Source organism: Vespertiliibacter pulmonis, assembly GCF_013377275.1.
In the GTDB taxonomy this organism is placed as follows: Bacteria; Pseudomonadota; Gammaproteobacteria; order Enterobacterales; family Pasteurellaceae; genus Vespertiliibacter; species Vespertiliibacter pulmonis.
In genome coordinates, this window is record NZ_CP016615.1 from 1,763,919 (window position 1) to 1,790,800 (window position 26,882).

Genomic DNA, 26,882 nt, shown 5'->3' on the forward strand with positions numbered 1-26,882 from the left:
CATTGGGTTATTTTGCAAAAAATGGGATAAAAAAACCGCTTGTTTACCATTTATTAGGCTAACAAGCGGTTTTTTTATCAAATTTATTTACACTCTAACATCACTCATCTTGATTGATACGGCTAGAGACAGCACTTTGCTGATTTTTATATTTCGCATCTTTACGGGCATTATAAGGACGTGCTGCATAGCCACTTAAAATTTCAAAACTCAATGCGCCAATCGCCATATTTGGGCGTAATGCCAACGGCAACTTACCTGCGTTGAAAAATTCCAACACAATTTTCCCCTCCCAACCGGGGTCAATACGGTGAGCAGTAACGTGAACCATTAAGCCTAAGCGAGCGAGTGATGAACGTCCATCAAGCCAACCTACGACATTTGCTGGTAATTTTACCGACTCTAACGTTGTTGCTAACGCAAGCTCTCCGGGGTGTAGAAAAAAGGCTTCATCATCTGAAATCAGAATTTCTTCACTCATTACTTGCTCAAGCTGTGCTGCCATTTGTTCTCGAGGGCCACTTAAATCAATATAAGGGGTAGCGTGTTCCCGAAACACCCGAAACGAATTACCTAAACGCACATCAATCGTTGCTCCGTTAATTTTATCGTTAGTCGGTCTCGGAGTTAAACTAATAATGCCTTCATCTAAATAACGCTCAATATCTCTGTCGCACAGTCTCATCATTTATCCTATTTCTGTTTTAATAACTGCTTAATTTGTGCTTTCAAAATATTAATAGCAATACGATTTTTACCACCTTTCGGAATGATAATATCAGCGTATTGCTTAGAAGGCTCTACAAATTGTAAAAACATTGGCCTAACCGTTTTACGGTACTGACTTACCACTGAATCCATTGTTCTGCCCCGCTCTTGCATATCTCGTTTTAATCGGCGAATAAAACAGATATCTAACGGTGCATCAACGAAAATAGAAACATCAATTTCATTACGGATATATTCGTCCGTTAATAACAAAATTCCTTCTAAAATAATAATACGTTTTGGCGAAAAGTGGGTAACAGTTGTTTTACGGTTATGTTCTGTATAGTCATATTCAGGAATATCAACGGCTTGCCCTTGTTTTAACGCCTGTAAATGAGTAACCAATAAATCGTGATCCATTGCATTTGGGTGATCATAATTAGTTTTTACTCGCTCCTCCATTGCTAAATGGCTTTGGTCACTATAATAAGAATCTTCCGAAATAATCCCTATATCATCATTCCCCAACTCATCTTTTAATTCTTTGTAAATAGTTGATGCAATTAAACTTTTACCTGATGCAGATGCACCAGCAATGGCAATAACAATACACTCTTTATTTTCAGTTGGCATATAAGATCCTTATTAAATTCGGGAAATAGGGGGAACTGTCGGATTATACCTTAAAATTTGCAAATTTTTGAGTAGAATTGACTACTTGTTCTCGTAGAAAATGACCAACTTAATTTTTTACGTTACACTTATATAAAAATAAATAACCTTTAGGATAAAAATAATGCAATTTACCCATATTAATCAAAATGGTGAAGCCAATATGGTTGATGTTTCAATGAAACAAGAAAGTGTTCGAGAGGCTCGAGCTGAAGCCTTAGTCACAATGAATGCAGAAACCTTACAAATGATCATATCTGGCAATCATCATAAAGGCGATGTCTTCGCCACTGCTCGTATTGCAGGTATTCAAGCAGCAAAAAGAACTTGGGAACTCATTCCCCTTTGCCACCCACTACTGTTAGCTAAAGTAGAAATTTTTCTTGAAGCTCTACCTGAGACTAACCAAGTTCGGATAGAATCGCTATGTAAATTATCGGGTAAAACAGGCGTAGAAATGGAAGCCCTCACTGCCGCCAGTATCGCAGCCTTGACTATTTACGATATGTGCAAAGCAGTACAAAAAGATATAATTATTGAACAAGTGCGGTTACTACAAAAAAGCGGTGGAAAATCTGGAGATTTTATCGCACAACATTCAGCAAACTGATAAATAGATAGAAAAGGAATAAAAGATGATTAACATACTTTTTTTTGCTCAAACCCGTGAATTAATTGGATTAGAACGCTTAGAGCTTGAACCAAATTTCCATACTGCAGAGGAAATTCGCCAACATCTTGCTGAAAAAGGGAATAAATGGGCATTAGCGCTAGAAGCAGGGAGATTATTAGTAGCAATAAATCAAACTATTTCCCCACTTTCAGCAGAAGTAAAAGATAATGATGAAGTTGCCTTTTTTCCACCCGTTACTGGAGGCTAAATGGAAACTCAAATTCATATTCAAACAGAACCTTTCGATCAAAATGCGATTTATAACTGGTTAAGTGAAAAAAACAGTGTCGGTGCAACCACTATTTTTGTGGGTAAAGTGAGAGAAATGAACTTAGGTGATACCGTATCTGGGCTTTACTTAGAATATTATCCTACAATGATCGAAAAAGCATTAAATGAGATCGTAGAGCAAGCTCGTCAACGTTGGGATCTACAACGTATCTCTATTATCCATCGCATTGGACAGCTCAATACAGGTGATGAAATTGTATTAGTCGGTGTCAGTTCAGCACATCGAGGTGATGCTTATTCTGCTAATGAATTTATTATGGACTATCTAAAAACTAAAGCTCCATTTTGGAAACGTGAACGTACTGATACTGGCGAACGCTGGATTGAAGGACGAGAAAGCGACCAGCAAGCGGTCTTAAAATGGCAATAATTTACAAATTTTATCTATCCACTTGATTAACCAAGCCCTATAACTTTTAAATCGATTTTATTATGCAAAACCTCTATATTGATCTTCAAATTGCAAGTGAAAATAGCCTTGATCTTCCAAGTGAACAACAGTTTCGACACTGGATTCATCACGCCTTAGCCCTACAAGCAAACACAGAAAATTATCCTGAAACTGAAATCACCGTACGTATTGTTGATGAGCCTGAAAGCCACAATTTAAATTTAACCTACCGTGGCAAAGACAAACCAACTAACGTACTTTCTTTTCCATTTGAAATACCAGATGGAATTGAAATACCTCTATTAGGGGATTTAGTCATTTGTCGCCAAGTTGTTGAACAAGAGGTCAAAGAACAGCAAAAACCGATTGAAGCACACTGGGCTCATCTTGCTATTCACGGTACACTCCATCTATTAGGTTATGATCATTTAACAGATGAAGAAGCAGAAGAAATGGAAAGTTTAGAAACTAACATTATGCAAACACTCGGCTTTGCAGATCCTTATCTCAGTGAGAAACTAGCTGAATAATGCGAAAATTAGTGGTAATCGCCCCTGAAAAATGTAGTGAAGAAAATTGTCTTCCGCAAATTTCCGCTCTCGGGCAAATTATTGTACCCAACATTGCTAAAAGCATTCCATTTAGTAATGCAAAAACCCTACTCGGACAGGAATTTAGCTATGTTATTTATGATATGCGAGCAGAACAGGGGATCTGCTTTAATCTTGATGCGTTCGCCATTGTAGCAGGGACAATTCAGTCAAACGGCTCGCTTTATCTAATTTGCCCAAACTGGGATACATTACCAGAACAAACTGATTTAGATGCTTTGCGTTGGAACGGCAATATTGCTATCACAACGCCCAACTTCTATCATTATTTTCAAAAATTAGTTGCAGAGTTTAATTTTCCTATCTGTAATAACCTACATTTAGCAAAAAAACGTTACACTGTTTCGGAAAATAGATTCAATTACTATTCAGAACAAAAAATATCAACGGAACAACTAACCTTAGAACAGAAAAATATTCTGCTCAAACTACCGCTTGCTCAAGCTGATATTCATTTGATCACCGCACCTCGGGGGCGAGGTAAATCTACCCTTTCAGGTAAATTAGCTCAAACGCTAGCAAAAACTGCTCAAGTCATTATCACTGCTCGTAGTCATTCTGTTTTGCCTAATTTTTGGAAAGAAATTGAATCTGCTGATATTGCTTTTTTCGCTCCAGATCAACTACTTCAACTCATTAGCACACACAAAATTTCTTCTCATCACTGGTTATTTGTTGATGAAGCTGCCAGTTTACCTTTACCAATACTGAATCAATTCTGCCACTATTTCGATAAAGTTATTTTAACCACAACAACTCATAACTATGAAGGCACAGGGCGTGGTTTTTCGCTCAAATTACAGGCTCAACTACAACGTTCAACTCAACAATGGAAATTGACTCAGCCCTTACGATACGGCGAAAATGATTCTCTTGAGAATTTTATTCATCGGTTGCTGTTATTAGAAAATAGCACACCCGATTTCACTACAAGCGGTCAGTTTTCACCAAAAATTTGCCAAAAAATTAAATTCTTTCAGCTATTGAGTGAAGCGCACTACAAAACAACGCCCACAGATCTCCGCCGTCTATTTGATTCACCAAATCAATATTTTGATGCTATTTGGCACAATAACCAACTAATTGCAGGTAGTTGGGCAATGGCAGAAGGCGGGCTTGATGAGAGCTTAACTAACGCTATTTGGCGTGGTGAAAGGCGTCCACACGGCAATTTAGTTGCTCAATATCTCTGTTATCAAGGAAATTTACCTGATGCGTGTAAACTACGTTCAGTCCGAATTTCTCGCCTTGCAGTGCAAATTAGCCACCAGCAGAAAGGCTATGGAAAGCGGTTAATTTCGCAAATTATCTCACAAAGCCCACCGCTTGTTGATTTTCTCTCGGTTAGTTTTGGAATGAGCCAACCTCTGCTCCAATTTTGGCAAGCCTGCGGATTTCAACTTGTTCAAATTACTCCGACTCGTGAAGCAAGTAGCGGTTATCACAGTGCAATGATGCTCTATCCTATTTCCCCAAAAGGTAAGCGGTTTACCGATCAAGCCATCTACCAATTTGAACGAGACCTCCCACTTCAACCATTTTATACAACACTGGGAATTACCCCTTCTCTGTTAACAAAAAAAGTGGAAATCACACCGCTTATCTTCACACTTGCCATAGAAGATTGGCGAAATCTACACGGGTTTGCAACAGCTAAACGCTCTCTTGCAAGTAGCTATGTTAGTTTAAAACGGCTAGCGTTCGCATATCCTACCCATTTTTCCGACTTAAAAATGTGGTTTGATAACCCAAATACCCCCCCTTCTTCTAATCAAAAACAGTGGGTAACCCAATTACGAATAAATGTTCAAACGTTTTTAACAGGCAACGATAATGCCTTAAATATAAGCAATTTATAATTTAAACATTCTATTCCATAGCCATTGCAACATCTGTTATCGCACAATGGCTTATCATTTAGATCCATTCCACTAATTTCCTTGCTATTCTGTGAATAAGATCACGTTTTTTTCTCTCTGTTTCCCGTAAAATTTTACACAATCATCACACTGATGATCACATTTATTCACAACAAAATTCCAACTTCATTTATAGGAATCATTATGAAAAAAACCGTACTCAGTTCCATCATTTTCTCTTTAGGGCTAGGCATTATGGCAACATCGGCACAAGCCGCTGACCGTATTGGCGTAACTATTTATAAATATGATGATAATTTTATGTCATTGATGCGTAAAGAGATCGAAAAAGAAGCCACGCAGTTTAAAAACATTGATTTATTGATGAATGATTCTCAAAATGCACAGTCTATTCAAAATGACCAAGTTGATGTTCTAATTTCTAAAGGCGTAAAATCTTTAGCTATTAACTTAGTTGATCCTTCTGCAGCTAAAACCATTATTGGCAAAGCAAAACCTGATAATATTCCTGTTATTTTCTTCAATAAAGATCCTGGCGACAGCGCTATTGCCAGTTATGAAAATGCTTACTATGTTGGCACAAACCCACAAGAATCTGGCGTAATTCAAGGAAATTTAATTGCAAAATATTGGAAAGCAAATCCAACGGCTGACTTAAATAAAGACGGAAAAATTCAATTTGCACTATTAAAAGGCGAACCAGGACACCCTGATGCAGAAGCTCGCACGAAATATGTGATCGAACAATTAAATAAAGTCGGCATTCAAACTGAACAAATTTTCCAAGATACCGGTATGTGGGACGCTGCTTTAGCAAAAGACAAAATGGATGCTTGGCTATCAAGCTCTAAGGCTAAAGATATTGAAGTTATCATCGCCAATAATGATGGTATGGCAATGGGGGCATTAGAAGCCACAAAAGCACACGGTAAAAAATTACCAATTTTTGGTGTTGATGCATTGCCTGAAGTATTACAGCTTATCAAAAAAGGGGAAATTGCGGGAACTGTTCTAAATGATGGTGTTACACAAGGTAAAGTTATTGTGCAATTATCGAATAATTTAGCCACAGGTAAACCAATTACAGATGGTACAAAATGGGAATTAAAAAATAAAGTTCTGCGTATTCCTTACGTTGGTGTAGATAAAGACAATTTATCTGACTTTTTAAAATAACCCTAAATAAATCAAAGGGGAGCAGGCCTCCCCTTTTGTTTTTATAAAAAGGACGTATTGCCTACTTCAAGCGGTCTGTTTACAAAAATTTTGCACATCTTACCGCTTATCTTTAACTAAATTTAACGCATTTCGTGTTACCAAGGTTGGATATGACAGGACAAAAAAACGATAGCCAAATACTTCTGACAATGAAAAATGTCAGCAAATCCTTTCCTGGGGTGAAAGCCTTAGATCACGCAAATTTAACGGTGAAATCTCATTCCGTTCACGCCTTAATGGGAGAAAATGGCGCAGGCAAATCAACCTTACTCAAATGTTTATTTGGTATTTATACCAAAGACGAAGGAGAAATTCTCTTTTTAGGTAAACCCACTCACTTTAAAACCTCTAAAGAAGCTCTTGAAAACGGCATTTCAATGGTTCATCAAGAGCTAAACCTTGTCCGCCAACGTAATGTAATGGACAACCTTTGGCTTGGGCGTTATCCATTAAAAGGTATTTTTGTCGATCACGCTAAAATGTATCGAGATACCAAAGCAATTTTTGATGAATTGGAAATCAATATTGACCCAAAAGAGAAAGTCGAAAATTTATCTGTATCACAAATGCAGATGATTGAAATTGCCAAAGCCTTTTCTTACAACGCTAAAATTGTGATTATGGACGAGCCAACCTCTTCACTTTCAGAAAAAGAAGTCGATCATCTATTTAAGATCATTGAAAAACTGAAAAATCGGGGCTGTGGCATTATCTATATTTCACACAAAATGGACGAAATTTTCAAAATTTGTGATGAAATTACCATTTTACGAGATGGAAAATGGATCAATACCTTAACCATCAAAGATTGTACAATGGACAGTATTGTTTCAATGATGGTAGGGCGAGAGCTGACCCAACGCTTCCCTGCCAAAACTAATACGCCTAAAGAAGTGATTTTAGACATTGAAAATTTAACCGCATTAAATCAACCTTCTATTGAAGACGTTAGTTTTTCCTTACGCAAAGGGGAAATTTTAGGCATTGCAGGCTTAGTTGGGGCAAAACGCACTGATATTGTTGAAACAATTTTCGGTGTGCGAGAACGCAAAAGCGGCACAATTAAACTGCACGGGAAATTATTGAAAAATCACACCGCTTTAGAAGCAATAAACAATGGCTTTGCCTTAGTAACGGAAGAACGCCGTTCCACGGGAATTTATGCCAATTTGAATATTGAGTTTAACTCGTTAATTTCAAATATAAAATCCTATATCAGTCCATTTGGCTTATTAAACAATAAAAAAATGAAAAGTGATACCCAGTGGGTTATCAGTTCAATGAATGTAAAAACGCCATCTCACCGTACGCACATTGGCTCACTCTCTGGTGGAAATCAGCAAAAAGTCGTGATTGGACGTTGGCTACTCACCCAACCTGAAATTTTAATGCTTGATGAACCGACTAGGGGCATTGACATCGGTGCAAAATTTGAAATTTATCAGCTCATAATGCAACTGGCACAGAAAGATAAAGGAATCATTATGATCTCGTCTGAAATGCCTGAATTATTAGGGGTTACCGACCGCATTCTAGTAATGAGCAACGGTAAAGTAGCGGGCATTGTTGAAACAGCAAATACCACTCAAGAAGAGATTTTGCAACTATCTGCAAAATATTTATAAAACTAAAAGGAATCGCTATGGCTTTTACTCAAAATAAATCTTTAGATTTTCTCAAACAAAATGCGATTTATTTCGTATTATTGATTTTATTAGTCATCATTATTGCACAAGATCCGAGCTTTTTAAGTTTAAGAAACTTCAGCAATATTTTAACCCAATCGTCCGTTCGCTTAATCATTGCATTAGGTGTTGCAGGCTTATTGATTACACAAGGCACAGACTTATCCGCAGGTCGTCAGGTGGGGTTAGCAGCGGTTATTTCCGCTACATTATTGCAAGCAATAGATAATATAAACCGTGTTTTCCCTAATTTAGGTGAAATTCCTATTCCCGTTGTCATATTGATTGTTTGTATTGTAGGGGCATTGATTGGGTTGATTAACGGTATCGTGATTGCCTATCTCAATGTAACACCATTCATTGCCACAATGGGGACAATGATTATCGTCTATGGCATAAACTCTCTCTATTATGATGCCGTAGGGTCATCACCTATTGCAGGTTTTAACGATAATTTTTCAAATTTTACTCAAGGTTTTTTTAAAATTGGATCTTTTCACCTCTCTTACATTACTATTTATGCTGCGATTTCCGCATTTTTAGTCTGGATTATGTGGAACAAAACCCGCTTCGGTAAAAATATCTTCGCCATTGGTGGCAACCCCGAAGCCGCTCGTGTTTCAGGGGTAAATGTCACACGCAATTTAGTAGTAATTTATATGATAGCAGGTATGTTTTACGGCTTTGGTGGAATGTTAGAAGCAGGCAGAATTGGCTCTGCCACAAACAATTTAGGTTTTATGTATGAACTTGATGCGATTGCTGCTTGCGTGGTTGGGGGCGTTTCCTTTGCTGGTGGCGTAGGCACAGTAATCGGTGTGATTACAGGAGTACTCATTTTTACCGTAATCAACTATGGCTTAACCTACATCGGCGTAAACCCTTACTGGCAATATATCATCAAAGGAAGCATTATTATTTTCGCCGTAGCGATCGACTCGCTAAAATATGCGAAGAAAAAATAACAAGAAAAATAATTCCCCTATACATTTTAAAAGGTGTAGGGGAATTACTTTATTAACGCTTATTTAATAACCTGACAAATTTAAACGTTTATACTGATCACAGCCTTTTTGATTTCCATTTTCACAGGCTTGTTTATACAACGCTTTCGCTTCAATATAGCTTTGTGGCACACCTTGACCATTATCATACGCCACACCGAGGTTATATTGCGCTTTTGCATCTCCTTGTTCCGCCGCTTGTTTAATTTCTTCTAAAGGCGGAGATAAAGCCATAGAATTAGCCGAATAAGTTAACGTTGTTAAATAAAACAAGACTGAAAGAATTGATTTTTTCATCATAAATTTGATTTGTTAGACGTGATTAAAAATAGCCAAATACACTATAAAAAATATGCAGACTGAATGAAATATTAAACGTTGAGATAGATAATAGAACACCATACTTTAGCTCTCTTTCCATAGACAAACAGGCTGAAATAAGCGAAAATACACTCTATAAAAATACAGTGTTTCTCAAAATCCCCTTGTTATAAAGGGACATTTCTTTAAGATAAACTATGACCGAACAAACCAGTGAAAGTATGAATTATGAAGGCATTGAGAAAATGCCAATTAGGCAGTTTACCGAAGCAGCTTATCTAAACTATTCAATGTATGTCATTATGGATAGAGCTTTGCCATTTATTGGCGATGGGCTAAAACCTGTACAACGCCGAATTATCTATGCAATGTCTGAACTTGGGTTAAATGCGTCTGCAAAATATAAAAAATCTGCCCGCACAGTTGGGGACGTATTAGGTAAATTCCACCCCCACGGCGACAGTGCTTGTTATGAGGCAATGGTGTTAATGGCACAGCCTTTCTCTTACCGCTATCCGTTAATTGATGGGCAAGGGAACTGGGGTGCGCCTGATGATCCAAAATCCTTTGCGGCAATGCGTTATACGGAATCTAAACTCGCCAAAATTGCCGATGTGTTATTAGCTGAATTAGGTCAAGGCACTGTTGATTATCAGCCTAATTTTGACGGTTCATTAGAAGAGCCTAAATACTTACCTGCTCGCTTACCTCATATTTTACTCAATGGTACAACAGGTATTGCCGTTGGAATGGCAACGGATATTCCGCCCCATAATATCAATGAATTAGCCGATGCTTGCGTAAAATTATTAGAAAATCCGACCGCTTGTTTAGCCGATTTACTTGAATTTGTACAAGGCCCTGACTACCCAACAGACGCTGAAATCATCACGCCAAAAGCAGACATTGTGAAAATGTATGAGCAAGGTAAAGGCTCAATCAAAATGCGAGCGATTTGGCACAAAGAAAATGATCAGGTGATTATTACCGCTCTTCCGCATCAAGCCTCGCCCTCTAAGATTATTGAGCAGATCGCTAACCAAATGCGAAATAAAAAACTGCCAATGGTTGATGATATTCGTGATGAGTCAGATCATAGCACGCCAATTCGTATTGTGCTTGAAGTTCGCAAACGTACCGATTGTGAATTACTCATGAGCCACTTATTTGCAACAAGCGATCTCGAAAAAAGTTATCGGATCAATATGAATATGATTGGGCTTGACGGTAAACCGACAGTTAAAAATTTGCACACCATTTTAACGGAATGGCTCGTATTTCGCCGAACAACGGTTACTCGCCGTTTAAATTTCCGCTTAGATAAAATTCTTAACCGCTTACATATTTTAGATGGCTTACAAATCGCCTTTTTGAATATTGACGAGGTGATTGAAATTATCCGCAATGAAGATGAGCCTAAAAGTGAATTAATGGCACGCTTTGCATTAAGCGAAATTCAAGCCGAAGCCATTTTAAATTTACGCTTACGCCATTTGGCAAAATTAGAAGAGCAAGAATTGCAAGCAGAAATGCAAAAATTAACGGACGAAAAACAATATTTACAAGAAACCTTAGGTTCTGAACGCCGTTTAAGTACGTTGATTAAAAAAGAAATTCAGGCCGATGCAAAACTTTACGCCAGCCCACGCCGTTCACCGATTATAGAACGAGCAGAAGCCAAAGCCATTACCGAAAGTGAACTCACTCCCGCTGAAGATGTTACGATCATTCTCTCAGAAAAAGGCTGGGTGCGTTGTGCCAAAGCTAAAGGGCAAGATATTGAAATTGATAAACTGAGTTTTAAAGCTGGCGATAATTATCTCGCTCATACCTCAGGAAAAAGTAATCAGCCCGTGGTTTTTATTGATAGCACAGGGCGTTGCTATACTCTTGATCCGTTATCTCTACCTTCTGCTCGAGGACAAGGCGAGCCTATTACAACCAAAATTAACCTCCCTGAAGGAGCAAGCATACAACACGTTTTGATGGCAGAAGAAAACACGCCCATTCTAATGGCATCAGATTCAGGCTATGGCTTTATTAGTAGATTTAGCGATCTGATTTCTCGTAATAAAGCAGGGAAAGCGGTCATTTCCTTATCAGAAAATGCGAAAGTGCTACTGCCACAATGCCTAGATGAAAATGATGATAATTTATTAGTTGCAATGAGTAGCCTTGGAAAAATGCTAGTTTTCCCAGTAAAAGAACTGCCAATGTTGTCGAAAGGAAAAGGCAATAAAATTATCAATATTTCTAGTGCAGCCGCCAAAGCAGGTACAGAATTATTGAACCGTTTATTGATTATTCGCCCTAACCAATCACTTGTATTTACTTCAGGCAAACGCAAAATCGTACTAAAACCAAACGATATTGCACAATATCGAGGGGAACGTGCAAGGAAAGGCGCTTCACTGCGTGGGCTTAATGCGGATTCTGTGGTAAATATTGTAGATTAACGCCGTTCTTTTACCTTTTATGCTTACTAAAAAAGATCGTACTTCACGATCTTTTTTATTTCTTACATTCAATTCGCAAATTTTATCCTAAAATAACCGCTTGCTAAGGTTTTATTGATAATACTTGGCTAATAATTTCGCCTTGTTCCAATCGAGTTGTAATTTGCTCACCCACAGCGATTTTTTCTACTGATAATAGTGCCTTGCCCTCACTATTTTGGGTAACCGAATACCCTCGTGATAACACTTTAAGGGGGCTTAAACTTTCTAACTGAACGCAATACTGTTGGAAAGCCATTTTATGGCTGTTTAATCTGTTTTCCATTGCATAAAGTAACCGCTGGTTCAAATGTTGCCACTGTTGTTGAGCTGTACTTACCCGATTTGGCAGAGGATTTCGTGCCAAACGCTGGCGTACATTTTGCAATTTCTGCTGTTTTCTCAACATCACTTGTTCAATCTGCTGTAATAAACGTTTATTCAATGTAATAAATTGTTGCTGTTGATGAGCTAGCTGACGCTGTGGATGTTGCGTATTAAGCCGATGTTCAAGTTGTTGAATTTGTTGCTGACGATAGCTCAAAATATGAAAAATTGCCCGTTCTACTCTTTTCTGCGATTGATTGAGCTGAATACGATTATGTTGCAATAATTTTGCAGGATGTTGCATTATTAAACGAGATGAAAGGTGCTTAAAATAACCAATTTTTTCAGACCATATTCGATCGAAAGCTAAACTTGCACGATCTAGTTGATGTTGTAGCTGGCGATAAAGCTCTTGTCGATCCCGACTCACTAATTCTGCGGCAGCTGAAGGCGTTGGTGCTCTTACATCTGCAACAAAATCAGCAATGGTTACGTCCGTTTCGTGCCCAACGGCACTAATAATTGGAATTTTTGAGTGATAAATCGCTCTCGCCACCGCTTCTTCGTTAAAACACCATAAATCTTCTAAAGAACCGCCACCACGCCCCACAATAAGCACATCGCACTCTTGTCGTTTATTGGCTAGTTCAACCATCATAACAATATCGTGCGTAGCCTCTTTCCCTTGTACCATTGAAGGGTAGATAACTACTTGTAAGCTCGGATCACGGCGGTGCAATATATGCAAAATATCTTGTAATGCCGCACCGCTTGATGAAGTAATAATTCCCACTCGCTTAACAAAACTGGGTAATGATTTTTTATGGTCTTGGGCGAATAGCCCTTCGCCCGCCAATTTCATTTTTAACTGATCAAACTGCTGTTGCAATATACCATCGCCCGCCAGTTGCATTGTTTCAATAATGACTTGGTAATCACCTCGAGGCTCATATAAACTTACTCCAGCCCGAACTAGCACCTGTACCCCATTACGTGGCTGGAAATTAACTCGCTGATTTTTCATTCTAAACATTGCACAACGAACCTGTGCTTGCTCATCTTTTAAAGTCAGATACCAATGCCCTGAAACAGGTTGGCTAAAATTTGAAATTTCCCCTACAAGCCAAATATGCCCAAATTCAGCTTCTAGCTGATGACGTACAGAATAATTAAGTTGGCTAACGGTTAGGATATTATTTTTCATAAAATACCTACTGTTTTTTACCCATTATAGCGATATGTACAGTAATTTCTTCTCTATCGTGGTAAAGGTGTTTTGCTTGAATTTTAAACCAAAAACCGTGTTTAGCGAGTTCTGTCTCTAAAAACTCAAGGCATAATTTTACTTCCTGATAACGTTTTTTCATCGGCAATTTCAAATTGAAAATTGTTTCTTTACACCAGCCGTTGATAATCCATTTGGCTATTAATTTTGCAATACGCATTGGCTGTTCAACCATATCACATACTAACCAATGCACTTGTTTACGTTTCGGCGGCTGAAATTTAAAGCCATCTTCTTCACAATGTTCTATTCTGCCCGTTTCGTGGAGGCTATCTGCCATTTTCCCGTGATCAACCGCATAAACAAAAACGCCTCTTTTGATGAGCTGATAACTCCAACCGCCCGGACAAGCTCCCAAATCTACCCCGATCATTTGATCATTCAACCGTTTTTTCTCTTCTGAAGTAGGAATAAAAGTCAAAATAGCTTCTTCTAATTTTAAGGTTGAACGGCTTGGTGCATCTGCTGGGAATTTTAGGCGAGGAATCCCCATAAAATGGGTAGATCGATTATGGTTATAAGCATAGCCTACATAGCATTTCCCCGAACCAATAAATAAAATGTGTAAGGTAACGCTATTTTGTGTATATTCACTCTTTTTAAGCCACCCTTGAGCTTTTAAAGCATTCCGTAACGGTACAGTAAATTTACGACAAAAAGTCAGTAATTCTTTCGCCTCATTTGTGTCTGGCGTTTCAACCACAATATCAGAACTATTTATCGGATTGAGTTGTTGATATTCTGCCAAAATTGGGCTTATTCGATCTTTTTCAGGTAAATTCTGCAATAAATTACCCACTACAATCATTTGACGTACAAAAATCAGTTTATTTAATTTTAATGATCGGGCTAATTTATCGGCATCACCTGCTTGATAACATTCAAAAATAACAAAACCACTATTTTCTTTCAGATTAGCAAAACCAAAAATACCCTGTTCAGTGGCTTTATCGCTAATTTCGCCTGCTACTTCTTTTTCAAAACCGACTCGGCAATATAATGCTAATTTATTCATTATTATTCTTACGCTGTTTGAAACTAATAAAAATTAAGGCTGCCCAACCGATTAAAAAAGATATTCCACCTATTGGTACTGTCCAAATAAAAATTCGGCTTGCTCCAAGCGCAAGAGCGTATAAACTACCGCTAAAAAGTAGAATGCCTAATGTCCAACTACCTCCAATAATATTGAACGCTTTTGCTCGACAAGCGGGCGGATTTTGCTGATTATTTGCAATTTGAAAAAGCCCTAGCCCAAACAGTGCTAAGGTATGAAACATCTGATATTTCATACCTTTATCAATCCAAATTAACGCCTGTTCTGAAAGTATATGTTCCAATGCGTGGGCTGCAATTGCTCCAAACGCAACGCAAAAAAATCCGCTTAATGCGGCAATAAATAGCCATCTATTTTTCATTTTTATTCCTTATAAGCTGTAATGAATGGTTAAAATTGGCAGGTAATTCTTTTAAAACTCTATCAGATCAACTACGGTATATCAAGCAACAAGCCATACCATTACAAATAAAGTAAAGGAAAAAGTCGCTTGTTGCTTGCGTAAATATGCTACTCTAATTAGAATAGTGATTTATTCACAGACTCCGAGCTTGTGTGCCTAAGTCAATGCGACTTCACTGCTTCTTATTTGTTTAATTAAATAGCTAAACAATTAAATTAAACCTAAACAAGCGGTTAGATAAATAATATTTTTGCTTGATATGGCAGCCAGCCAGTAATTCTTTCAATATAATAAATTAAGGAATTCAATGGATTAGCGAGAAATTGCTTGTCCACTCGTATTTAGAAAGGTGTCAAATGCAATCTATTCCGATAAAAAATATCGGTAATGACCAACGTGAAATTTCAGGTCTTATTGACCGCTTTGCACGGCAATATGTCTATTTACGTTTATCCATTACTGATGTCTGCAATTTCCGTTGCAACTACTGCTTACCCGATGGGTATCGCCCCTCATCTCATAAACAACGTTTTCTTTCCGTAGAAGAAATTCAACGACTTGTGCGTACTTTTGCAGATCTTGGTACAGAGAAAGTGAGAATTACAGGCGGAGAACCGACTCTGCGTAAAGATTTTTTAGAAATTGCTCACACTATTTCACAAACAGCAGGTATTCGCCAAGTTGCTTTAACAACGAACGGCTACCGTATGGAACGTGATGTTGCTCTTTGGCAACAAGCAGGCATTACACATATTAATGTCAGCGTTGATAGCCTTGACCCTCGTCAATTTCATTTAATTACTGGGGAAAATAAATTATCAACTATCTTAAATGGAATAGATAATGCCTTTGAAATTGGCTATCAGAAAGTGAAAGTCAATGCGGTTTTAATGAAACAATACACGCTAAAAGGCTTAGATCAATTTTTACACTGGATCAAAGATCGCCCTATTCAAATGCGTTTTATTGAACTAATGGAAACGGGCGAAATGGACACGTTCTTTCATCAGCAACATCTTTCAGGACAGGCAATTTTACAACGTCTAACTGAAGAAGGCTGGCAATTACAACCAAAATCTATAACCGATGGTCCAGCTAAAATACTGGCCCACCCTGACTATCAAGGTGAAATTGGGCTAATAATGCCTTATGAAAAAAACTTCTGCACCAGTTGTAACCGCCTACGAGTTTCTGCCCTTGGAAAACTACATCTTTGCCTATTTGGGGAAGAAGGTATTGAATTACGTGATCTATTACAGGACGATACTCAACAGCTACAACTTGAGGCTCGTTTGAAAGCAGCATTACAAGGCAAACGAGAACATCATTATCTGCATATTGGCGACAGTGGTGTACGAAATAATCTCGCTAGCATTGGGGGCTAATGGCTAATTATTTTAGAAAACGACCGCTTGCTAAATTAAATAAAGAAATGCAATCGGTTGTTTGTTTAATCCACATATTTAGCAATCTAGGTACTAAGTAATTACTGAATACTCCTTCTTCATCGCTAAACGTAACTGTTTATCTTGAATATTATACATCTCTTGACATAAAAATATTTTGAAGACTAATTTGCTCCATTTCATTGATTTTATCGTAAATAAACCAAGTAAATAAAACTGCGATCACAAATACTATATTTTGATTCTAACGCTCTTAGATTTGTATAAAATATAGAGTGAATAACCAACACAGTATATATTTTAGCCTACACAATCAATCACTTAACTTATTTCATCTAAAATTTGTTACATTTTTGTGAAAATTAGACTTGTATCACATTTTTTCCTTTTATTTTCAGGCATAATATAGCTATTGATCTATCGCTGACAAATCATCATTTGCTCACAGCGTTTTTTGGTTTTGTTGCCATTAAATTCAGTATAATCGCAACGTATTCTATCTGTAAATACACTACTCAATAAGGTTAGGTCTTGTATGCAACATAAACATCTTGATGAATGGCTTTCTTCCACAGCATTAGGTGGAGCTAATCAATCTTATGTTGAAGAAATCTATGAGCAGTATCTTGATGATCCTGCAAGTGTTGATGAGAGTTGGCAGGCAATTTTTGCTCGACTTCCTGAAACAACAACACCCGAACAATCACACGCCAGAGTGCGTGATTATTTCCGCCGTTTAGCACGAGAAAATAGTACTCAGGCGGTTACAGTTATTGACCCTGAAGCCAGTGCAAAATTAGTCAAAATTATGCAATTTATCAATGCTTATCGTTTCCGTGGTCATCTGGAAGCTAATCTCGATCCGCTTAATTACTACCGTTGGAAAACCTCTCAAGTTCCTGAGTTAAATTATCAATATCACGGCTTTACTGAACAAGATCTAAATGAAACCTTTAATATCAATCGCTTTGTTTACAATAAAGAGATGATAAAACTCGGTGAACTTACAGAAATATTGAAAAAAACCTATTGCGGAAGTATTGGTCTTGAATTTATGCACGTTCAAGATATGGAACAAAAAAACTGGCTACAAACTAAAATGGAAAGTTTTGTTAATCAGCCTCTTTTTACCCGTGATGAAAAAATTAACTTGTTAAAAGAACTAACTGCTGCAGATGGTTTAGAGCGTTATTTAGGAGCAAAATTCCCTGGGGCAAAACGTTTTTCCCTTGAAGGCAGTGATGCTTTTATTCCAATGATGAAAGAAATTATTCGCCAAGCAAGCCGTGAAGGCATTACTGATGTAGTAATGGGAATGGCTCACCGTGGTCGTTTAAATATGCTCATCAATGTGCTCGGTAAAAAACCTGCTGAATTATTTGATGAATTTGCTGGTAAACATTCAGGGGATCGCACAGGCGATGTAAAATATCACCAAGGTTTCTCATCAGACTTCGCTGTAGATGATAAAAAAGTTCACTTAGCCCTTGCTTTCAACCCATCTCATTTAGAAATTGTCAGTCCTGTTGTCGTTGGTTCTGTACGAGCAAGACAAACTCGAATTCAAGATAAAGAACATAATAAAGTTCTAGCCGTTACCGTTCACGGCGACTCAGCGGTTGCTGGACAAGGTATCGTTCAAGAAACCTTAAATATGTCTGCAGCTCGTGGTTATACTGTTGGTGGTACCATTCGTATTGTTATCAATAACCAAATCGGTTTTACTACATCAAACCCTAATGATACCCGTTCAACAGAATACTGTACGGATATTGCGAAAATGATTCAAGCGCCAATCATTCACGTCAATGGCGATGATCCTGAAGCAGTCGCTTTTGCAGCCCGTATGGCAGTAGAATATCGTTGCAAATTTAAGCGTGATATTTTTATTGATTTAATCTCTTATCGTCGCCACGGACATAATGAAGCTGATGAGCCACTAGCAACTCAGCCAATGATGTATAGCATTATTAAGAAGCACCCAACCCCTCGTAAAGTGTATGCTGATCGCCTAATTGCTGAAGGAATTATCACAAATGATGATGAAACAGAAATGATGAACCGCTACCGTGATGCATTAGATAACGGTGATCGTGTTGTCAGCGAATGGCGTGAAATGAATATGGCAACAATTGATTGGTTACAATATCTGAACTATGAATGGACAGATAGCTACGAAAGTAAATTCTCTAGTGACCGTTTCTTAGAAATCGCAAAACGTGTTTGTGATTATCCAGAAAATGTTCGTCCACATTCTCGTGTTGAAAAAATCTATAATGACCGCCGAGAAATGTACAATAGTAATAAACTATTCGACTGGGGTATGGCAGAAACAATGGCATATGCAACCTTACTTGATGAAGGCATTAACGTTCGTTTATCAGGTGAAGATGCAGGTCGAGGAACATTCTTCCACCGTCACGCAGTTATTCATAATCAAAATGATGGTACAGGCTATGTCCCTCTCACAAAACTTCACGGTAATCAAGGCCGCTTTGAAGTGTGGGATTCTGTATTATCTGAAGAAGCTGTGCTTGCATTTGAATATGGCTATGCAACAACCGATCCTAAAACATTAACCATTTGGGAAGCACAATTTGGTGATTTTGCTAATGGTGCACAGATCGTAATTGACCAATTTATCAGTTCTGGTGAACAAAAATGGGGCAGAATGTGTGGATTAGTGATGTTATTACCACACGGTTATGAAGGGCAAGGGCCTGAACACTCGTCAGCTCGCTTGGAGCGCTATTTGCAACTTTGTGCAGAACAGAATATGCAAGTTTGTGTACCATCGACGCCAGCACAGGTTTATCATATGCTTCGCCGTCAAGCTATCCGTAAAATGCGTCGCCCATTGATTGCAATTTCACCGAAATCATTGCTACGCCACCCGCTTGCTGTTTCAACTCTTGATGAATTAGTCAATGGCGAATTCCAAAATGTTATTCCAGAAATTGATGAACTTGATCCAAAAGGTGTTAAGCGTATTGTTCTTTGTTCTGGTAAAGTCTATTACGATCTTCTCGAACAACGCCGAGCAAATCAGCAAACAGATGTCGCAATTATTCGGATTGAACAACTGTACCCATACCCACACAATGATGTGAAAAAAGCGCTTGAGCCTTATGCACACGTTACGGATTATGTATGGTGTCAGGAAGAGCCACAAAATCAAGGCGCTTGGTATTGTAGCAAACATAACTTTGAAGCATCGATTCCAGATAATGCAAAATTAAAATACGCAGGCCGCCCTGCTTCAGCATCACCTGCAGTAGGCTATATGTCCCTGCATACGAAACAACAAAAACAACTCGTAGAAGATGCTTTAACTCTATAATTTTTAAACATTCCCCTTTGGAAAGGGGAATAATATATAAAAGGAAAAACTATGACTATCGAAATTCTTGTTCCAGATTTGCCAGAATCGGTGGCAGACGCAACGGTGGCAACTTGGCATAAAAAAGCAGGCGATACCGTAAAACGTGATGAAGTAATTGTAGAAATTGAAACCGATAAAGTGGTCTTAGAAGTCCCAGCCACACAAGACGGTGTCCTAACCGAAATTTTACAAGACACTGGTGCTACGGTTATCAGTAAACAACTCTTAGGTACTCTCTCTGCCCTACAAGCAGGCGATTTAGCTAAAGAAACAACAAAATCTAACGATGAACCAACCGCTAGTACGAACACAGACAATGATTCAGAAGCGCAAGGCCCTGCGGTTCGCCGTTTACTTGCTGAACATAATTTAACGGCGGAAGAAGTAAAAGGTACAGGTGTAGGTGGACGTATTACTCGTGAAGATATTGAAGCGACTATTGCAAAACGTAAATCAGAAAAAGTCACAGAAAAAGTTGAAAATACTTTAAATTCAGTTGCTTACTCTGCTCGTAGCGAAAAACGTGTACCAATGACCCGCTTGCGTAAACGGATTGCTGAACGCCTACTTGAAGCTAAAAATACAACGGCAATGCTGACTACGTTTAATGAAGTGGATATGCAACCAATTATGAGTTTACGCAAACAATATGGCGATAAATTTGAAAAACAACACGGCGTTCGTTTAGGTTTTATGTCTTTCTATATTAAAGCCGTAGTCGAAGCACTGAAACGCTATCCAGAAGTCAATGCATCTATTGATGGCGATGATGTAGTTTACCATAACTATTTTGATATCAGCATCGCAGTTTCTACTCCTCGTGGGCTGGTTACTCCTGTCTTGCGTGATTGCGATAAATTAAGTATGGCAGAAATTGAAAAACAAATTAAAGCACTAGCAGAAAAAGGACGTGATGGTAAATTAACCGTTGAAGATTTAACAGGCGGTAACTTCACTATTACCAATGGTGGTGTTTTCGGTTCATTGATGTCTACCCCGATTATCAACCCCCCACAAAGTGCTATTTTAGGTATGCACGCTATTAAAGATCGTCCCGTTGCCGTTGATGGTCAGGTTGTTATTCGCCCGATGATGTATCTTGCATTAAGTTACGATCACCGCTTAATTGACGGTCGTGAATCCGTTGGTTTCTTAGTGGCTATTAAAGATCTACTAGAAGACCCAACTCGTTTATTATTGGAAATTTAATCCACAATCAAACCGCTTATAAACAAGCGGTTTAATTATAGGAAATCTAACAACAGAGGATATTGTATGAACCTACACGAATACCAAGCAAAACAAATTTTTGCACAATACCAATTACCTGTGGGAAAAGGTATCGCTTGCAAAACAGCCGATGAAGCAGCTGAAGCAATTAAACAACTGGCTGGCGATGTTTGGGTCGCTAAATGTCAAGTACATGCAGGCGGACGAGGTAAAGCTGGTGGAGTAAAATTAGTTCGAAATGAAGCAGAAGTTCGTGAATTTGCCAATAATTGGCTTGGAAAACGCTTAGTTACCTTTCAAACAGATGCAAATGGCCAGCCTGTAAACACAATCTATATCGAAGAAGGTTGTGGTATCGAAAAAGAACTTTATCTTGGAGCCGTTTTAGATCGTGCATCACAACGTGTTGTTTTTATGGTTTCTACGGAAGGTGGCGTAAATATTGAAGAAGTCGCAGAAAAAACACCTCATTTATTACATAAAATTGCAATCGATCCCCTTGTTGGAGGAATGCCTTATCAAGGACGTGAACTTGCCTTTAAGCTCGGATTAAAAGGCGATCAAATCAAACAATTTAGCCATATTTTCGTCCAAATGTCGAAAATGTTTGTTGAGAAAGATTTAGCATTATTAGAAGTTAATCCATTAGTGATTACCAAAGCAGGCAATTTACTCTGCTTAGATGCCAAAATGGTTGTAGATAGTAATGCACTTTATCGCCAACCTGAACTTAAAGCAATGCAAGATCCTAGCCAAGAAGATCCAAGAGAAGCACTAGCCGAATCTCATCAGCTTAACTATGTTGCCTTAGAAGGTAATATCGGCTGTATGGTTAATGGTGCAGGTTTAGCAATGGGGACAATGGATATTGTTAAATTACACGGCGGACAGCCAGCGAATTTCCTTGATGTAGGAGGCGGTGCAACTAAAGAACGTGTTGCTGAAGCATTTAAAATTATCTTATCAGATAAAGCTGTTAAAGCGGTACTTGTGAATATTTTTGGCGGTATTGTTCGCTGTGATCTCATTGCAGAAGGTATTATCGCAGCCGTTGATGAAGTGGGCGTAAATGTGCCAGTTGTAGTACGTTTGGAAGGCAATAATGCACCACTTGGCCGTGAAATTTTAGCAAAAAGTGGCTTAAATATTATCGCAGCAAATACCTTAACTGATGCAGCAGTTCAAGCTGTAAAAGCAGCAAATGGCAACTAAGGGGAAATAGAATGTCAATTTTAATCAATAAAGATACAAAAGTAATTTGCCAAGGTTTCACTGGCGGACAAGGTACATTCCATTCAGAACAAGCTCTTGCTTATGGTACAAAGCTAGTTGGTGGCGTTTCCCCTGGTAAAGGTGGCACAACCCACTTAGGCTTACCTGTTTTTAATACTGTACGTGAAGCGGTTGAGCAAACGAGTGCTACCGCAACGGTTATTTATGTTCCAGCAGGTGGTTGTAAAGATGCAATTTTAGAAGCGATTGACGCAGGTATTAAACTGATTGTTTGTATCACAGAAGGTATCCCAACTTTAGATATGTTGGAAGTAAAACAACGTTTAAATGAAACAGGCGTTCGTATGATTGGGCCAAACTGCCCAGGTGTAATTACCCCAGAAGAGTGCAAAATCGGGATTATGCCAGGTAATATTCATAAAAAAGGTAAAATTGGGATTGTCTCTCGCTCTGGCACATTAACTTACGAAGCGGTCAAACAAACTACTGATGAAGGTTTTGGACAATCCACTTGTGTCGGTATCGGTGGTGATCCAATCCCGGGTTCAAACTTCATTGATATTTTAAAACTTTTCCAAGAAGATCCACAAACAGAAGCCATTGTAATGATTGGTGAAATTGGTGGTTCTGCGGAAGAAGAAGCTGCTGCATTCATTAAAGAGTATGTCACTAAACCTGTCGTAAGCTATATTGCAGGCGTTACTGCACCAAAAGGTAAACGTATGGGACACGCTGGTGCAATCATCAGTGGTGGTAAAGGCACTGCTGATGAAAAATTTGCAGCCCTTGAAGCTGCTGGTGTCAAAACTGTACGCAGTCTTGCAGATATCGGTTCTGCCTTAAAAGAAGTATTAAATAAATAATCCATTTAGAAATCCCCTAAAGACTAATTTAGGGGATTTGATAATCTATACTAAATTATCAAATAATATCAGCTATACCACTATCTCACTCATAAAATCTGCAATTGTATGGAAAGAACCAAAAACAATGACTAAATCTTGTTTAGATGCTTTAATAAAAACCGATTGGCTTGCTGAATTCACATCTTTATAAGCTGTTACAACTGCTTGTGGCAATATTGGTTGTAATTTTTTCACAATACTCTCCCCACTCTGCCCTCGAAAGCAATCTAACCCCGCACAGAACCACTCATCAACAATATCAGCTAATGGCATAACAATACCTGCTAAATCTTTATCTTCTAAAACACTAAACACTGCATAAATTTTACTATGCAATGGTTTTAATTCTCGCAAACGTTCAGCTAAATAACGGGCAGCGTGAGGATTATGACCAACATCAACAATCACAGGAGCAAGCGGTTGGTTTGGTTTAATTTTTTGCAAAATAGTATCCGTAAGCCATTGAAAACGACCTATCATTTCCGTTTCAATAATCGCCTCACTGATTATTTGATCGCTCAGTTCAAATGGTAATGTTTCTAATACCGCTACGGCTGTTGCACAATTAGGTATTGGTATTTTGGGCATCGGCAAATCTAAGGATTTATCTGCCGAACGCCACTGCAAGCGGTTAGATTTTACAGAAAATGTCCAATCAATATTACGGCACATTATCTGACAATTTAATGCCTTCGCATAATCCAAAATACTTTGTGGGCAATCTGGCTCGCCAATAACAACAGGAATATTTTCTCGAAAAATGCCTGCTTTCTCTCGTCCAATAATTTCTCGGTTATTCCCCAAAAATTCAACGTGATCAATATCAATCGAAGTAATCACAGCAAAATTTGTATCAACAATATTTGTGGCATCTAAACGTCCACCCAGTCCAACTTCTAAAATAGCAACATCAACCTTGGCTTTACGGAATAAATCCAATCCAGCTAAAGTGCCAAATTCAAAATAAGTTAATGATTGTGAACGATTTTTTTCAATAAAATTGAAAGATTGAATCAGATCTTTATCTGATACTGATTCACCTTGAATTCTCACTCGTTCATTATAACGAAATAAATGCGGTGAAGAATAAACGCCAACTCGTAAACCGCTTTTTAACAACGCCATTTCTAATAATTTACACGTTGAGCCTTTACCGTTTGTTCCCGCAACAGTAATAACATACGGAGCAGGGTTACGTAAATTCAATGCCTCTGCGACTTCACAAATACGCTCTAATCCCATATCAATGGGCTTAAAATGGCTTTTTTCCAAATAGGAAAGCCACGTTTCCAAAGAATCCGTGGCTTTAGGAATAATTAAATCAGTCATTATGTTACTTTATTTTTTAAGCGTCATTAACCGTTTCGACCAATTCACCCTGTTTAAATGGGGTTGATTGGTGAGTTAGTTTTGCCACTAAACGAGAAAGGGTATCACGCATTTCTTTACGATGTACGATCATATCAATCGCTCCCTTTTCCAATAAAAACTCACTACGTTGGAAACCTTCAGGTAATTTCTCACGCACAGTTTGCTCAATCACACGGGGGCCTGCAAACCCAATTAAAGCTTTTGGTTCAGCAATATTGATATCGCCTAACATTGCAAGACTTGCAGAAACACCGCCTAAGGTAGGATCAGTTAGCACAGAGATAAAAGGAACGCCTTGTGTTTGCATTTTTGCCAAAATTGCACTCGTTTTTGCCATTTGCATTAGCGAAAATAAAGCCTCTTGCATACGAGCTCCACCTGATGCAGAAAAACAGATAAGCGGAATATTTTCTGCTAATGCTTTTTCTGCCGCACGAACAAATTTCGCACCAACCACCGATCCCATTGAACCGCCCATAAACTCAAAATTAAAAGACGCTACTACAACAGGCATATCATATAATTTGCCCGACATTACGATAAACGCATCTTTTTCGCCAGTTTGTTTTTGCGCAGCACTCAAACGATCCTTATATTTTTTTAAATCCTTAAATTTTAAAATATCTTGTGGTTCAAGCTCTGCCGCCAATTCTTCTGCTGAACCTTCATCTAACAATTCAAGTAACCGAGTACGAGCATCAATTCGCATATGGTGATCGCATTTTGGACAAACTTGCATATTCCGCTTTAACTCTTCGCTATATAACACTTGACCACAACTGCTACATTTTGTCCAAACACCTTCTGGAATTTTTGATTTTGTCCCACTAGATGACGTTTTTCCTAAAATTTTTTCGATCCAACTCATTTTTTACCTATTTCTGTGTTGAGAAAATTGTGTGTATTAGACCATAAACGCTTAGAAATTTCTATACAAAAAGGTTCGACCTGCATTTATGTGAAGTAAACCACAAATTTTACAAATTTTTAGCAAAAAGCCCCGCTTGCGCTTGCTAAAAAAATGATTTAGCCGTATAAATTCACTCATTTACACACAACGTTAGAGGAAAATTCAATGGCAATGTTTAGTCATATCCAAGCTGCGCCAGCTGACCCTATTTTAGGCTTAGGCGAAGCATTTAAAGCAGAAACTCGCCCAGAAAAAATTAATTTAGGTATTGGTGTTTATAAAGATTCGGCTGGTCAAACCCCTATTGTTAAAGCCGTAAAAGAAGCTGAAACTCGCTTACTTGCTACTGAAAAAACGAAAAACTACCTCACCATTGATGGTATTGCTACGTTCAATAAGCAAACTCAAGCCCTATTATTTGGCGAGAGTGCTGAAGTGATTACATCAGGTCGTGCAAAAACGGCACAAAGTTTAGGGGGAACGGGGGCTTTACGCATTGCCGCTGAATTTATTAAACGTCAAACCAACGCTAAAAATGTGTGGATCTCCACGCCAACGTGGCCAAATCATAATGCTATTTTTAATGCCGTAGGTATCAATATAAAAGAATATCGCTACTATGATAAAGAAACAAAATCACTAGATTGGGACAATATGCTAGCAGATTTAAGCCAAGCAGAAGCAGGTGATGTTGTTTTATTACACGGCTGTTGCCATAACCCAACGGGTATTGACCCAACAGCAGAACAGTGGCAAACCTTAGCAGATTTATCTGCTAAAAAAGGTTGGCTTCCTCTCTTTGACTTTGCTTATCAAGGCTTTGCAAATGGTTTAGATGAAGATGCAATAGGCTTACGCACTTTTGTTAAAAATCATCGTGAATTATTAGTAGCAAGTTCATTTTCCAAAAACTTCGGATTATACAATGAACGTGTTGGAGCTTTTACCTTGATCGCTGATAATGCAGAGGTTGCTGATAAAGCCTTTAGCCAAGTGAAATCCATTATTCGAGTCCTTTATTCTAACCCTTCATCACACGGTGCAAGCACAGTTGCTACTGTACTTTCCGATCCAAAATTAAAAGCTGACTGGATCGAAGAACTTGCTAAAATGCGTAACCGCATCAAAGCAATGCGAACTAAATTTGTTCAAACATTAAAGGATAAAGGGGCAACGCAAAATTTTGATTTCATTATTTCTCAAAATGGTATGTTCTCATTTAGCGGTTTAACCGCCGAGCAAGTTGATCGCTTAAAAGATGAGTTTGCGATTTATGCCGTACGTTCTGGCCGTATCAACGTTGCTGGAATTACTGATGATAATATCGATAGATTATGCGAATCGATTGTAAAAGTACTGTAATCCTTAAAATTTAACAAATATCAAATCCCAAAGGCAAACCAATCATCTTGTTTTGCCTTTAT

23 protein-coding genes and 1 riboswitch are annotated in these 26,882 nt (G+C 38.2%); of the genes, 15 read left to right on the forward strand and 8 right to left on the reverse strand.

Going from position 1 to position 26,882, the window contains the following annotated elements:
• Positions 1-100: 100 nt before the first annotated feature.
• Both dcd and udk read right to left on the reverse strand, forming a co-directional pair.
• The gene (dcd, locus tag A6B43_RS08460) at positions 101-685 is read right to left on the reverse strand and encodes a dCTP deaminase (RefSeq protein WP_124211013.1); all 585 of its coding nucleotides are present in this window, start codon (positions 683-685) and stop codon (positions 101-103) included.
• A gap of 8 nt (positions 686-693) precedes the next feature.
• Positions 694-1,341, reverse strand: a complete 648-nt coding sequence (gene udk, locus A6B43_RS08465) for a uridine kinase (RefSeq protein WP_124210534.1) — start codon at positions 1,339-1,341, stop codon at positions 694-696.
• 160 nt (positions 1,342-1,501) lie between these two features.
• Between udk and moaC the strand changes: the two genes are divergently transcribed.
• From moaC to mglC, 8 genes are all read left to right on the forward strand, one after another.
• On the forward strand, positions 1,502-1,990 hold the full coding sequence (gene moaC, locus A6B43_RS08470) for a cyclic pyranopterin monophosphate synthase MoaC (RefSeq protein WP_124210535.1): 489 nt from the start codon (positions 1,502-1,504) through the stop codon (positions 1,988-1,990).
• Between the two features lie 25 nt (positions 1,991-2,015).
• Positions 2,016-2,261, forward strand: coding sequence for a molybdopterin synthase sulfur carrier subunit (moaD, locus tag A6B43_RS08475; protein ID WP_124210536.1), 246 nt, complete (start codon positions 2,016-2,018; stop codon positions 2,259-2,261).
• Positions 2,262-2,714, forward strand: coding sequence for a molybdopterin synthase catalytic subunit MoaE (gene moaE, locus A6B43_RS08480; protein ID WP_124210537.1), 453 nt, complete (start codon positions 2,262-2,264; stop codon positions 2,712-2,714).
• Between the two features lie 62 nt (positions 2,715-2,776).
• Positions 2,777-3,265, forward strand: coding sequence for an rRNA maturation RNase YbeY (ybeY, locus tag A6B43_RS08485; RefSeq protein ID WP_124210538.1), 489 nt, complete (start codon positions 2,777-2,779; stop codon positions 3,263-3,265).
• Positions 3,265-5,205 (forward strand): tRNA(Met) cytidine acetyltransferase TmcA domain-containing protein, encoded by a 1,941-nt coding sequence (locus A6B43_RS08490; RefSeq protein WP_124210539.1) that lies wholly within the window; start codon positions 3,265-3,267, stop codon positions 5,203-5,205. Before ybeY ends, A6B43_RS08490 begins: the two co-directional genes overlap by 1 nt.
• A 204-nt stretch (positions 5,206-5,409) precedes the next feature.
• Positions 5,410-6,402 (forward strand): galactose/glucose ABC transporter substrate-binding protein MglB, encoded by a 993-nt coding sequence (gene mglB / locus A6B43_RS08495; protein ID WP_124210540.1) that lies wholly within the window; start codon positions 5,410-5,412, stop codon positions 6,400-6,402.
• 152 nt (positions 6,403-6,554) lie between these two features.
• Positions 6,555-8,069 carry a galactose/methyl galactoside ABC transporter ATP-binding protein MglA gene (gene mglA / locus A6B43_RS08500; protein WP_124210541.1) on the forward strand — a complete coding sequence of 505 codons (1,515 nt, stop codon included), beginning with the start codon at positions 6,555-6,557 and terminating at the stop codon, positions 8,067-8,069.
• A gap of 17 nt (positions 8,070-8,086) precedes the next feature.
• The gene (mglC, locus tag A6B43_RS08505) at positions 8,087-9,094 is read left to right on the forward strand and encodes a galactose/methyl galactoside ABC transporter permease MglC (protein ID WP_124210542.1); all 1,008 of its coding nucleotides are present in this window, start codon (positions 8,087-8,089) and stop codon (positions 9,092-9,094) included.
• A 63-nt stretch (positions 9,095-9,157) separates the two neighbouring features.
• Here mglC and A6B43_RS08510 read toward each other — a convergent pair whose 3' ends face one another.
• Positions 9,158-9,367 carry a tetratricopeptide repeat protein gene (locus A6B43_RS08510; protein ID WP_237306889.1) on the reverse strand — a complete coding sequence of 70 codons (210 nt, stop codon included), beginning with the start codon at positions 9,365-9,367 and terminating at the stop codon, positions 9,158-9,160.
• 284 nt (positions 9,368-9,651) lie between these two features.
• Between A6B43_RS08510 and parC the strand changes: the two genes are divergently transcribed.
• Positions 9,652-11,910 carry a DNA topoisomerase IV subunit A gene (gene parC / locus A6B43_RS08515; protein WP_237306890.1) on the forward strand — a complete coding sequence of 753 codons (2,259 nt, stop codon included), beginning with the start codon at positions 9,652-9,654 and terminating at the stop codon, positions 11,908-11,910.
• Positions 11,911-12,013: 103 nt separating this feature from the next.
• On the opposite strand, the gene xseA is transcribed toward parC, so the two are convergent.
• The 3 genes from xseA to A6B43_RS08530 are packed head-to-tail and all read right to left on the reverse strand — an operon-like array spanning position 12,014 to position 14,979.
• Complete coding sequence (xseA, locus tag A6B43_RS08520; RefSeq protein ID WP_124210544.1) at positions 12,014-13,480, reverse strand: exodeoxyribonuclease VII large subunit; 1,467 nt, start codon at positions 13,478-13,480, stop codon at positions 12,014-12,016.
• 7 nt (positions 13,481-13,487) lie between these two features.
• A complete protein-coding gene (gene rlmM, locus A6B43_RS08525; protein ID WP_124210545.1) occupies positions 13,488-14,576 on the reverse strand; it encodes a 23S rRNA (cytidine(2498)-2'-O)-methyltransferase RlmM in 1,089 nt (362 codons plus the stop codon).
• Positions 14,569-14,979: a DUF423 domain-containing protein gene (locus A6B43_RS08530; protein ID WP_124210546.1), complete on the reverse strand. Its 411-nt coding sequence runs from the start codon at positions 14,977-14,979 to the stop codon at positions 14,569-14,571. Before A6B43_RS08530 ends, rlmM begins: the two co-directional genes overlap by 8 nt.
• A gap of 170 nt (positions 14,980-15,149) precedes the next feature.
• A riboswitch (molybdenum cofactor riboswitch) is annotated at positions 15,150-15,389 on the forward strand.
• On the opposite strand from A6B43_RS08530, the gene moaA reads away from it, so the two are divergent.
• The 5 genes from moaA to sucD all read left to right on the forward strand — a co-directional run bounded on the left by moaA (position 15,378) and on the right by sucD (position 23,135).
• Complete coding sequence (gene moaA / locus A6B43_RS08535; RefSeq protein ID WP_124210547.1) at positions 15,378-16,406, forward strand: GTP 3',8-cyclase MoaA; 1,029 nt, start codon at positions 15,378-15,380, stop codon at positions 16,404-16,406. (Overlaps the previous riboswitch by 12 nt.)
• Before the next feature lie 556 nt (positions 16,407-16,962).
• Positions 16,963-19,767 carry a 2-oxoglutarate dehydrogenase E1 component gene (gene sucA / locus A6B43_RS08540; RefSeq protein WP_124210548.1) on the forward strand — a complete coding sequence of 935 codons (2,805 nt, stop codon included), beginning with the start codon at positions 16,963-16,965 and terminating at the stop codon, positions 19,765-19,767.
• Between the two features lie 51 nt (positions 19,768-19,818).
• A complete protein-coding gene (gene odhB, locus A6B43_RS08545) occupies positions 19,819-21,018 on the forward strand; it encodes a 2-oxoglutarate dehydrogenase complex dihydrolipoyllysine-residue succinyltransferase (RefSeq protein WP_124210549.1) in 1,200 nt (399 codons plus the stop codon).
• A gap of 66 nt (positions 21,019-21,084) precedes the next feature.
• A complete protein-coding gene (gene sucC, locus A6B43_RS08550) occupies positions 21,085-22,251 on the forward strand; it encodes an ADP-forming succinate--CoA ligase subunit beta (protein ID WP_124210550.1) in 1,167 nt (388 codons plus the stop codon).
• A gap of 11 nt (positions 22,252-22,262) precedes the next feature.
• A complete protein-coding gene (gene sucD / locus A6B43_RS08555; RefSeq protein ID WP_124210551.1) occupies positions 22,263-23,135 on the forward strand; it encodes a succinate--CoA ligase subunit alpha in 873 nt (290 codons plus the stop codon).
• A 72-nt stretch (positions 23,136-23,207) separates the two neighbouring features.
• On the opposite strand, the gene folC is transcribed toward sucD, so the two are convergent.
• Both folC and accD read right to left on the reverse strand, forming a co-directional pair.
• On the reverse strand, positions 23,208-24,506 hold the full coding sequence (gene folC / locus A6B43_RS08560; protein WP_124210552.1) for a bifunctional tetrahydrofolate synthase/dihydrofolate synthase: 1,299 nt from the start codon (positions 24,504-24,506) through the stop codon (positions 23,208-23,210).
• Between the two features lie 16 nt (positions 24,507-24,522).
• Complete coding sequence (gene accD, locus A6B43_RS08565; RefSeq protein ID WP_124210553.1) at positions 24,523-25,416, reverse strand: acetyl-CoA carboxylase, carboxyltransferase subunit beta; 894 nt, start codon at positions 25,414-25,416, stop codon at positions 24,523-24,525.
• 213 nt (positions 25,417-25,629) lie between these two features.
• Between accD and A6B43_RS08570 the strand changes: the two genes are divergently transcribed.
• On the forward strand, positions 25,630-26,820 hold the full coding sequence (locus A6B43_RS08570; protein ID WP_176672545.1) for an amino acid aminotransferase: 1,191 nt from the start codon (positions 25,630-25,632) through the stop codon (positions 26,818-26,820).
• Positions 26,821-26,882 lie beyond the last annotated feature (62 nt).

Excerpts from the sequence above, each read along its gene's own strand:
- mglB (WP_124210540.1), top strand. The coding sequence starts at position 5,410 with ATGAAAAAAACCGTACTCAGTTCCATCATTTTCTCTTTAGGGCTAGGC.
- A6B43_RS08490 (WP_124210539.1), top strand. The coding sequence starts at position 3,265 with ATGCGAAAATTAGTGGTAATCGCCCCTGAAAAATGTAGTGAAGAAAAT.
- sucA (WP_124210548.1), top strand. The coding sequence starts at position 16,963 with ATGCAACATAAACATCTTGATGAATGGCTTTCTTCCACAGCATTAGGT.
- sucC (WP_124210550.1), top strand. The coding sequence starts at position 21,085 with ATGAACCTACACGAATACCAAGCAAAACAAATTTTTGCACAATACCAA.
- accD (WP_124210553.1), bottom strand. The coding sequence starts at position 25,416 with ATGAGTTGGATCGAAAAAATTTTAGGAAAAACGTCATCTAGTGGGACA.
- moaD (WP_124210536.1), top strand. The coding sequence starts at position 2,016 with ATGATTAACATACTTTTTTTTGCTCAAACCCGTGAATTAATTGGATTA.
- moaA (WP_124210547.1), top strand. The coding sequence starts at position 15,378 with ATGCAATCTATTCCGATAAAAAATATCGGTAATGACCAACGTGAAATT.
- rlmM (WP_124210545.1), bottom strand. The coding sequence starts at position 14,576 with ATGAATAAATTAGCATTATATTGCCGAGTCGGTTTTGAAAAAGAAGTA.
- mglA (WP_124210541.1), top strand. The coding sequence starts at position 6,555 with ATGACAGGACAAAAAAACGATAGCCAAATACTTCTGACAATGAAAAAT.
- udk (WP_124210534.1), bottom strand. The coding sequence starts at position 1,341 with ATGCCAACTGAAAATAAAGAGTGTATTGTTATTGCCATTGCTGGTGCA.
- moaE (WP_124210537.1), top strand. The coding sequence starts at position 2,262 with ATGGAAACTCAAATTCATATTCAAACAGAACCTTTCGATCAAAATGCG.
- A6B43_RS08570 (WP_176672545.1), top strand. The coding sequence starts at position 25,630 with ATGTTTAGTCATATCCAAGCTGCGCCAGCTGACCCTATTTTAGGCTTA.
- dcd (WP_124211013.1), bottom strand. The coding sequence starts at position 685 with ATGAGACTGTGCGACAGAGATATTGAGCGTTATTTAGATGAAGGCATT.
- xseA (WP_124210544.1), bottom strand. The coding sequence starts at position 13,480 with ATGAAAAATAATATCCTAACCGTTAGCCAACTTAATTATTCTGTACGT.
- folC (WP_124210552.1), bottom strand. The coding sequence starts at position 24,506 with ATGACTGATTTAATTATTCCTAAAGCCACGGATTCTTTGGAAACGTGG.
- odhB (WP_124210549.1), top strand. The coding sequence starts at position 19,819 with ATGACTATCGAAATTCTTGTTCCAGATTTGCCAGAATCGGTGGCAGAC.
- A6B43_RS08530 (WP_124210546.1), bottom strand. The coding sequence starts at position 14,979 with ATGAAAAATAGATGGCTATTTATTGCCGCATTAAGCGGATTTTTTTGC.
- sucD (WP_124210551.1), top strand. The coding sequence starts at position 22,263 with ATGTCAATTTTAATCAATAAAGATACAAAAGTAATTTGCCAAGGTTTC.
- mglC (WP_124210542.1), top strand. The coding sequence starts at position 8,087 with ATGGCTTTTACTCAAAATAAATCTTTAGATTTTCTCAAACAAAATGCG.
- ybeY (WP_124210538.1), top strand. The coding sequence starts at position 2,777 with ATGCAAAACCTCTATATTGATCTTCAAATTGCAAGTGAAAATAGCCTT.
- A6B43_RS08510 (WP_237306889.1), bottom strand. The coding sequence starts at position 9,367 with ATGGCTTTATCTCCGCCTTTAGAAGAAATTAAACAAGCGGCGGAACAA.
- parC (WP_237306890.1), top strand. The coding sequence starts at position 9,652 with ATGACCGAACAAACCAGTGAAAGTATGAATTATGAAGGCATTGAGAAA.